Source organism: Paenibacillus sp. E194 (assembly GCF_000935845.1).
GTDB classification, from domain to species: domain Bacteria; phylum Bacillota; class Bacilli; order Paenibacillales; family Paenibacillaceae; genus Paenibacillus_B; species Paenibacillus_B alvei_B.
The window spans coordinates 1-6,354 of sequence record NZ_JMDX01000292.1; the positions used below are offsets into that span (position 1 = coordinate 1).

6 protein-coding genes and 1 pseudogene are annotated in these 6,354 nt (G+C 46.5%); 5 read left to right on the top strand and 2 right to left on the bottom strand.

Annotation, left to right across the window (positions count from 1 at the left end):
• From AZ66_RS25420 to nagA, 4 genes are all read left to right on the top strand, one after another.
• The coding region (locus tag AZ66_RS25420; RefSeq protein WP_331436940.1) for a helix-turn-helix domain-containing protein at positions 1–878 on the top strand (878 nt) is incomplete at its 5' end.
• Positions 879–1,036: 158 nt separating this feature from the next.
• Positions 1,037–1,894 (top strand): MurR/RpiR family transcriptional regulator, encoded by an 858-nt coding sequence (locus tag AZ66_RS25425; protein ID WP_044357430.1) that lies wholly within the window; start codon positions 1,037–1,039, stop codon positions 1,892–1,894.
• 8 nt (positions 1,895–1,902) lie between these two features.
• On the top strand, positions 1,903–2,631 hold the full coding sequence (gene nagB / locus AZ66_RS25430) for a glucosamine-6-phosphate deaminase (protein ID WP_021259094.1): 729 nt from the start codon (positions 1,903–1,905) through the stop codon (positions 2,629–2,631).
• Positions 2,624–3,802, top strand: coding sequence for an N-acetylglucosamine-6-phosphate deacetylase (gene nagA / locus AZ66_RS25435; protein WP_021259095.1), 1,179 nt, complete (start codon positions 2,624–2,626; stop codon positions 3,800–3,802). The genes nagB and nagA overlap by 8 nt, the downstream gene beginning before the upstream one ends.
• A 290-nt stretch (positions 3,803–4,092) precedes the next feature.
• On the opposite strand, the gene AZ66_RS25440 is transcribed toward nagA, so the two are convergent.
• On the bottom strand, positions 4,093–4,317 hold the full coding sequence (locus AZ66_RS25440; RefSeq protein ID WP_005547175.1) for a helix-turn-helix domain-containing protein: 225 nt from the start codon (positions 4,315–4,317) through the stop codon (positions 4,093–4,095).
• A 239-nt stretch (positions 4,318–4,556) separates the two neighbouring features.
• Positions 4,557–5,447: a YhcN/YlaJ family sporulation lipoprotein gene (locus AZ66_RS25445; RefSeq protein ID WP_044357431.1), complete on the bottom strand. Its 891-nt coding sequence runs from the start codon at positions 5,445–5,447 to the stop codon at positions 4,557–4,559.
• A 335-nt stretch (positions 5,448–5,782) separates the two neighbouring features.
• Here AZ66_RS25445 and AZ66_RS25450 point away from each other — a divergent pair.
• Positions 5,783–6,354, top strand: a pseudogene (locus tag AZ66_RS25450) (ketoacyl-ACP synthase III); the annotation flags it as partial.

The following is a 6,354-nucleotide window of genomic DNA, read 5'->3' on the forward strand; positions in this document are numbered from 1 at the left end:
AGGAGAATATGTCTCAATCTGCTATCAATCAAGAAGAATTTACGATTATGTACTCCGGACATGCGAGACACACGAAGCCATTCACTCTCGTCATCCCCAAGCTGGAGCATTACCTCATTCGCATACAGTTGGAAGGCAATGCTCATGTCTGGATTGATGATCAATATACGGAAATTACACCTGGCGATATGCTCATGCTGTCACCGGGCTCTCATTATGATTTGAAAATAGGGTACCGCCACCCCGAATCAGGCATCCCTCACAAAAAAGTGCACAGCCTCGACTACTACTTCATATTAAATGGTCCATGGGTGCAAGCGTGGTGGAATCAGATCACCACTCACGGCAAGGTAGACATCGGAATCGACGATCGTCTTCTGTCGATATGGCGGGAGATTATGCAGGAGCAGCGGCTCTATGGAAGCCACAACATGAACGATATTGTCAAACACCTGAGCTTTGCTTACTTCCGCATGTTAGAGCGAACTTTAAATGAACGCGCACATCCCTCTTATTTGAATCGCAATCGCAGTGAGCAGATCGCCCATCAAATGAAGCATTATATTGAAATGAATGTTACGGATCCCTTTACGCTGCAGGATGTTGCAACCCGCGTGCAGCTAAGTGTGTCCAGAGCATCACATATTTTCAAGGAAACGTTCCATCAATCCGTTATGGACTATGCCATCCAACTTCGATTGACGATGGCTTGCGAACGGATTTTGCACGGGTATATGCCGCTGGAGCAAATTGCAGAAATGTGTGGATTTCAAAGTTATTCCTATTTCCATCGGACATTCAAAACTCGCCTTGGCATAGCGCCACGTGATTTTCGGGAGCAGCGGCAGCTGGATAACCATGCAGATTCAAACAATTGACGGCCGTGAAATGATTTGTGAGGAAATTGTGGTATTTTGCATAATCAGCTTGTGTTTCTGCTGTGGATTGACTATGATGATATTGAAATAATTTTCATCAAGATTAGATATATGATTAAAATTATTTTCACCACTTTTCATGTAAGAGGATGATATTTTTGTCTAGCATTCTGCACGCGATCCGGCAGCAGGTTCAGGATTTTCACCCGCAGGAGCGCAAAGTGGCGGACTATATTTTGCAATTTCCGGGCAATGTAGTGACGATGGGCATCACAGAGCTGGCTGAACAATCCGGAACTTCACCTGCAACCGTCACTAGATTTTGCAAAACCCTTCATTTCCGTGGATTCCCGGACTTCAAGACGAAGCTGGCTGCCGACCTGGCGCAGCAGTCTACACCACTATCCTATCAGGACATTATCGCAGGTAATCCGCTGCGCGATATTATTACGGCCATCGAGTCCAATCATATCCGCTCGATATCCGACACGACGCGGCTCTTAGACATGGTAACGCTAGAGCGGGCAATGCACGCTTTTCAACAGGCAAGACAGATTGATCTGTACGGAATGGCGACATCTGGTATTGTAGCGCTGGATTTCTATCAGAAGCTGATTCGTGTTGGTAAACGCGCGACCTGCTTCTCCGATCCGCATATGCAGATTACTTCTGCCGCTAACCTGAATGAGCTTGATGTGGCGTTCGCCATCTCCTATTCCGGAGAGACACCAGAGACGATCGATGCACTGCAATGCGCCAAGGAACGCGGCGCGACCACTATCTCACTAACGAAGGTTGGCCCTAACCGTCTTGCTAGCCTTGCAGACATTCATTTATCTGCTTCTTCCCTGGAAGAAGGCATGCGTCGCGGTGACATGGCTTCCCGTATCGCACAGCTCCATATAATTGATATTTTGTTCGCTGGAATGGTCACGGAACAGTTCGATGATCATATTCCGAAGCTAGAACAGTCGTATCGCATGGTACGCAAGTACCGTAAAGATAAAGGGAGGTAACTCAGTTCATGAACATCTTAACGTTCCAAACAAACGAGGAATTAAACCAAATCGCTGCAGGCATCTTTGCAAGCCTCATCCAGACAAAGCCTAATGCCGTACTCGGCTTGGCAACTGGCAGTACGCCAATCGGCATCTACCAAGAGCTGATTCGCCTGAATGAGAAAAAGTATGTAAGCTTCAAAAATGTGCGTTCCTTCAACCTGGACGAATACGTTGGTCTGCCTGAAGGCCATCCAGAATCGTACATGTCGTTCATGAACAAGCAATTGTTCGATCATATTAATATCAATAAAGACAACACTCGTGTACCAAACGGCAATGCAGCCGACTTGGAACAAGAGTGCAAGCAATATGATGAGATGCTCTCTGATGCATCCATCGACCTGCAGCTGCTTGGCCTTGGCCACAATGGTCACATTGGCTTCAACGAACCAGACCAAAATCTGCATGCAGGCACACACCTTGTCCAATTGAAAGAAGAGACTCGCCAAGCGAACAAGCGCTTCTTCGATTCCATTGATGAAGTGCCTACACAAGCGGTAACAATGGGCGTTGGCTCGATCTTGAAGGCTAAAATGATAATGCTCGTTGTTCGCGGTGCGGACAAGGCTGACATTGTACATCGCGCTTTGACTGGCCCGGTTACAACAGAAGTACCGGCATCATTGTTGCAAACTCATCCGAATGTAGTAGTTCTGCTTGACAAGGAGGCGGCACAACATTTCAATGGCTAATTCAACGTTTACCCTAACCAATGCAAATGTCGTAACACCGAACGGCGTATTGTATGATGGAGTCGTTCGGGTAGAAGATGGCCTCATTTCCTTTATTGGCAAGTGGTCAGAATTGGCACAGCCTGAGCAGGATGCTTGGGGCAAGGAAGCAGTAGACGCTAAGGGCGGCTGGGTGCTTCCAGGCTTTGTCGATTTGCACATTCACGGCGGCTTCGGCGCAGACTTCATGGATGCAAATGCCGAATCTTACGACAAAATTACGAAGTTCCATATGGAGCACGGTACGACTGCTATGCTCGCTACTTCGATGACACAATCTCATGAAGCACTGGATCGTGTTATGGTAGCGGTTGATGCCTACATCAAGCAAGGCATGAAGTATACTCAATTGGCAGGCGTTCACTTGGAAGGTCCGTTCGTGAATCCGAAGTACAAGGGTGCACAGAACGATATCTACATGATCGATCCTCAAATCGATTGGTTCGAGGATTGGCATGCACGTTTCCCTGGCCTGATGAAGCAAGTGAGTTTAGCGCCTGAGCGTGACAACGCTACGGAAGCCATCCGTTGGCTTCGCGCTCACGACGTAAATGCTGCTGCAGCACATACGGCAGCCACGTACGATCAAGTGACGGCCGCAGCCAATGCTGGTCTGAACCAAGCGGTTCACACGTTCAACGCAATGACTCCTATCCACCATCGTGATCCAGGTGTTGCCGGAGCTGTGCTTACCGATGACCGCATCACAGCTGAGATTATCTCCGACGGAATTCACGTACATCCGGCTTGCATCAAGATGCTTAGCCGTACGAAGGCTGCCGGCAAGCTTGTAATGATTACAGACGCGATGTCCGCAGCTGGTATGCCTGATGGACAGTATGATCTTGGCGGTCTCGCTGTAACGATGAAGGAAGGCGTATGCCGATTGACTGACGGCGGTTCGCTCGCAGGCAGTACGCTTACGATGATTCAGGCTGTGAAGAATATGATTCAATTTACAGGACTTCCGCTGCATGAAGTATCACGTCTTGCAAGCTTGAATCCTGCGAAGCAAATCGGAATCGACGGCTATACAGGCAGCATCGAAGTTGGCAAGCAAGCTGACTTGGTATGGACAGATGCTGATCTGAACATTGAACGCGTATGGGTAAAAGGCAGCACACATATGTAAAACAGCTGTTGTCATCATACCTTGTTTACAACCATATCCGCATAAAAAAGAATGGCTTTCCGAATCGATACCTACATCGTATTCGGGAAGCCATTTGTTGATTGCAGGGCATGACCATCGGAACAAAAAATAAAGCGTACTTGCCACGATGCTCGTTCTATGCAGCATGGGTATACGCTCGAATCTATCCGAGTCTGTCATCCGGACCTACTCATCAAAGACCTTCCTTCCCACATCAACCAATATGTTCCAGAAGGCTGAATTGTCAGGGCGATGGGCTTAGCTTATTGTTAGATTTTTAACTCCCCAAGCTTGATTAGCTCGACTACCGCTTGCGAACGACCTTTTACATTCAATTTCTGCATCACATTCGAAATATGATTTCGAACGGTTTTCTCACTAATGAACAATTGTTGTGCAATATCACGGGTCGTTTTGTCCTGAACTAATAATTCAAAAACTTCGCGCTCACGATTAGTCAGTAGAAACTTATTTTTGTGATCGCTACCCTTCAAGTGTCACCCCTCCTTGCCCGAGTTTTTGTAATTTAACAAGGTTTAGGGATACAGTCAAATTTATACTATGAAGGGTCATTACACTTGGTGCGGTGATGCGCAAAAATGGGCTAACTTACGTGTTGGTTTGGCTAAAACAGTATAATTCCTTATGTTCGTCAAATGCTACCCTTATCCTAGTATGTAAACAGACTCCGCCCTCAACAGAGTGAGGAATGAAGTCCGTTCTAAGCGTGAAATTAACGAGTTCCTGTTCCTGGAGCCATATTGTGCAAGCGAGTTGGATGATTGTACGATTGATTCGTTACATTGGTTGGGAACAAACGGTACACCATCTCAGAGAATTCATTAGTAAATCCTGCAATCGGATGGCCTGCGCCTACTTGCTTGCTGTACTCATTCATGCGGTTGACGAAGTCTGGATTTGCGGATACATACACATTATTGCAGCTCGGATCTTCCTTCTTCACCGCGTTGGCAATATGTGCCTTCAAGTCACCAGATATGTTATCATTCACATTAGATGTACCGTCATAAGAACCGAGGCTGCCAGCAGAGTATGGCCGTGGTCCTTGTCCCGGCTTAACGCTCTTGCTGTGAACTCCTTTAGATGAATGATCAGTCACAACAGCAACATAAGCATTGTTGTTGTTCGTCATCATGACATGTGCCGACTTCACACCCTTAATGGAAGCGATTTTTTTGGCCAGTTTTTGGTTCATTTCCAGCTTGTTCACGGAATGAGTGCCGTAGCGCCCTCCGTTAAAGGCATTGTTACCATACGTACCATTGTTACCATTGTAACCATACGTACCATACTGGCCATACGTACCATTGTTGAAATTATTGGTGCGATAACCCCCATCATAACCGTAACCACGTGTGTAACCATCCTGGCCGAACTCATTCATGTTATAGGAACGTAGTCCATCACCTGAGAAGTTCGTATTGTAGCGGTTCGCATTAAAACGATTATCCGTTCCGAGAGGTCGCACACCATCCTTGCCGTAATTCATATTATGCTGACGCACACTCTTCGTGGACATATTGTCCCGATTCCCACAACCTGTAAGCCCCATTGTCATCACTAATGCTGCCGTCAACGTTAGCAGAACTGCTTTTGCTCGCATCAATGTTCCTCCTTGTTCAGTTCATAATTGAGGTGCCAACAATGTTAGCATGCGCTGACCGCCTGATGTTATGCCGATAGGTTTTTCCGATACTTCCACTCCTTGCATCTTGTTATCAGCTTGTCCTAAAGAGAATGACGAATTCCCCAATCGTGCAAATTACAAAGACATGGATTGACAATTTTTACCGGACGTATTATCATATTAGTATTAGATTATAGTACCAGGTACTAATTTAATTTATATACACTAATTCTTGTTTAGGCGTTCATTCATCTCGATTTACTTGGACCGTACGCCCCATTTCAGTCCGAACATAAAGAAGGAGGATAAGCATGCAAACGGTGAAACTTCGCACCAAAGCGCAAATTACAGCATTCGGCACCTACGTGCCTGAGCGCCGCTTAACAAATGAGGATCTGTCGCACATGGTTGATACGAACCATGAATGGATTGTTCAACGAACGGGCATGATTGAACGACGGATTGTAAATGAAGGAACATATGCCAGCGATCTTGCGTTCGAAGCTGCTAAGAATCTGGCAGACACGTATCATGTTGATCTGCAAACGGTCGATGCAGTACTTGTAGCAACATCAACACCAGATGCCTTCTTCCCAAGCACGGCTGGCATCATTCAAGGAAGACTTGGCATCCCTCAAGCAATGGCGCTTGATATATCGAATGCATGTGCAGGATTTGTTAGTGCCATGCAATTGGCAATAGGACTCATTGATGCTGGTATGCATCGCAAAGTATTAGTAATTGGAACCGAAGTACTGACACGCACGGTTGATTACACGGATCGCAGCACTTGCATCTTGTTCGGAGATGGGGCTGGAGCGATTCTTCTAGAAGCTGGAACTGCTGAGCAGCAATCTTGTTTCCTTGCTTCTGGATCATTAAC

Bases quoted from the DNA above. Each gene is read 5' to 3' on its own strand.
- nagB (WP_021259094.1), top strand. From the start codon at position 1,903: ATGAACATCTTAACGTTCCAAACAAACGAGGAATTAAACCAAATCGCT.
- nagA (WP_021259095.1), top strand. From the start codon at position 2,624: ATGGCTAATTCAACGTTTACCCTAACCAATGCAAATGTCGTAACACCG.
- AZ66_RS25445 (WP_044357431.1), bottom strand. From the start codon at position 5,447: ATGCGAGCAAAAGCAGTTCTGCTAACGTTGACGGCAGCATTAGTGATG.